The organism is Arthrobacter sp. GCM10027362 (genome assembly GCF_042679445.1).
GTDB lineage: Bacteria > Actinomycetota > Actinomycetes > Actinomycetales > Micrococcaceae > Crystallibacter.
In genome coordinates, this window is the sequence record NZ_JBHTML010000321.1 from 1 (window position 1) to 2,425 (window position 2,425).

2 protein-coding genes and 1 pseudogene are annotated in these 2,425 nt (G+C 73.4%); all 3 read right to left on the minus strand.

The window, feature by feature from the left end; all coding sequences use genetic code 11:
- The coding region (locus tag ACFQ36_RS22185; protein ID WP_377017647.1) for a DUF6541 family protein at window positions 1–973 on the minus strand (973 nt) is incomplete at its 3' end.
- A gap of 28 nt (window positions 974–1,001) precedes the next feature.
- The gene (locus tag ACFQ36_RS22190; RefSeq protein WP_377017649.1) at window positions 1,002–1,796 is read right to left on the minus strand and encodes an Fpg/Nei family DNA glycosylase; all 795 of its coding nucleotides are present in this window, start codon (window positions 1,794–1,796) and stop codon (window positions 1,002–1,004) included.
- Window positions 1,789–2,425 (minus strand): annotated as a pseudogene (locus ACFQ36_RS22195) (ATP-dependent helicase); the annotation flags it as partial. The pseudogene ACFQ36_RS22195 and the gene ACFQ36_RS22190, both read right to left, overlap by 8 nt.

Below are 2,425 nucleotides of genomic sequence, written 5' to 3' on the forward strand. Positions count from 1 at the left end.
GCGTGCGGCGCGCGGCGGCCACCACCACGGGAACGGAGAGCGCCAGCAGGGCCATGATGGAGGCGGGGTGGGCCAGCGCCATGCCCGGCAGCAGCGCGGCCAGCACCAGCGCCGTGGCTTCGGTGGACAGCGCCGCGGGAAGGCCCAGGCGCAGCAGCTGGATGACCAGGCCCAAGGCCACCGGGAAGATCGCCATCGAGAGCAGGAACGGGTAGACGACGCCGAATTCCAGCAGCAGGTAGGGGAAGGTGCCGTAGGCGGTGGAGAGCACCGCGGCCACCAGCAGCGACAGGGTCCGTTCGCCGGTGACGCGGCTGACCAGGAACAGGCAGCCCAGCGGCCAGATGCAGGTGACGATGACCAGGTTGGTGACGTTGATGGCGGCCGGGATGGAGGCCCCGGAGGTCAGCTGGACCAGCGAGACGAGGTCGTGCCAGCCGGCCGGGTAGAAGGTGCCGCCGTCGGTGGTGCCCAGGTAGCCCAGCGTCAGGGACGAGGCGTTGCCGGTGTCGGCGATATAGCGCAGGGCATTCAGGTGGAAGATGTTGTCGTGCGACTGGGCGATGTTCTGCGGGTTGCCGAAGATGCCCAGCAGCACTGCGCCCAGGAACAGCGCCGGCACGGCCCAGGCCAGCGCCACGGAGCGCCACGGGGCCATCGGCGGGGCCGTGACGGGATTGGTGTGCGGGTGGAAGTGCCACCGGTTCAGCAGCAGCCGCCTGGCCAGCGCCAGCAGCACGACGACGGCGGCGGCGACGGCCACCAGCAGGGGCCAGGACCAGGGCCAGCCGGTGAGCCCGCCCAGTTCGGCGTCGGCCACGATGGCCGTGACGCCGAGCGGTCCGGCCGCCGCCAGCAGGCTCAGCCGGCGCAGGCCGAGCACGGCACCCCAGGCCAGGCCGGGACCGTAGAGGAACAGGAGGGCCAGGGCCAGGGCAGGAATGGTCGGCACCCAGTCCAGCACCCAGCTCATTGTCCCCCCTGTGGAATCCTCCCGACCATCATACGGTGGGGCCGGGCTGGCAGTGCGGGCAGTAGTAGAGGTCGCGCTGGTCCAGTTCCGTGTTTCCGAGCACCGTGTGCACCACCGGGCCGCCGCAGCGCCGGAACGCGTCCTCGGCCCGGCCGTAGGCCCAGTAGCCGGCGTTCCGGCCGGCAGGTCCGCCCGTGGTGCTGCGCGCGCCGCGGTCCTTGTTCGCCTCCAGCAGCCGTTTGGACAGCCGGACCAGGCGCGGCAGGTCGGGGACCTCGCCCACCGGGGCAAGCGGATGCACCCCGGCCAGGAAGCAGACCTCGCAGCGGTAGATGTTGCCGATGCCGGCGAGGTTGCGCTGGTCCAGCAGCGCCAGCCCCACCGGCCGCTCCGGGGCCAGCCGGAGCCGGCGCAGGGCCTCCTCCTCGTCCCAGTCCGGGCCGAGCAGGTCGGGTCCAAGGTGGCCGACCACTTCGTCCTCCCCCGCGCGCGGCACCACGTCCAGCAGCCCCAGCTGGAAGCCGACCGCCGTCGCGGCGGCGGTTTCCAGCACCACCCGGGCCTGGAAGGCCGGCTTGCGCCAGCGCTCGCCGGGCCGGTAGACCTGCCAGCTGCCTTCCATCTTCAGGTGCGAGTGGATGGTCAGGTCCCCGGTGCGGATGAGCAGGTGCTTGCCGCGCGAGACGGCCTCGTCCACGATCCGCCCGGACAGATCCAGGGTGGCATAGCGCGGGACCCGGAAATCGGTGCGCAGCAGTTCGCGCCCGGCCAGCGCGGCGTGCAGCCGCCGGGCGGTGCGCCAGACGGTATCGCCCTCAGGCACGGAACCGCAGCCCGCGCGGGGTGCTGTAGAAGCCGGCGCCGGCCAGCGCCCGGGCCAGTTCCGTGTCCGGCACCGGGGCGCCGTTGACCTTTTCCACCGCCATCTTGTCCGCGGCCCCGCGCCGGATCACCTCCACCAGGGCCCGCGCGCACTGCGCCAGCGCCCCTGGATCCTCGGTGAAGGTCAGCAGCGTCTTGCCGCCGCGCTCCACGTACAGGGCCAGCTCCCCGTCCACCAGGATGACGAGGGCCCCGGCCTTGCGCCCGGGCCGGTGGCCGCCGTCGACGGCGTGCCAGGGCAGGGCGGCGCCGTAGGGGTTCGCCGGATCCGTGGCGGCCAGGGCGACGGCGGCCGGTTCTGCCGCCTCCGGCTGCAGCTGGGGATCCCGGACGTACGAGCGCAGCCGGTCCACCGTGGCGGGCACCGCGAACTGGGCGGCGCCGAGGTGTTCGATGAAGTACCCGCGCCGGCAGCGGCCCATTTCCTCCAGCCGGGCGAGCACCTTGTACATCAGGGCGAAGCCGCCCGGGATGCCCTCGGCGCCCACCGCCCCGCGGGTCACCACGCCGTAGCGGTCCAGCAGCAGTTCCGCGGCGGCGTGGGCGCGGACGGTGGCGTCCGCCTCCGCC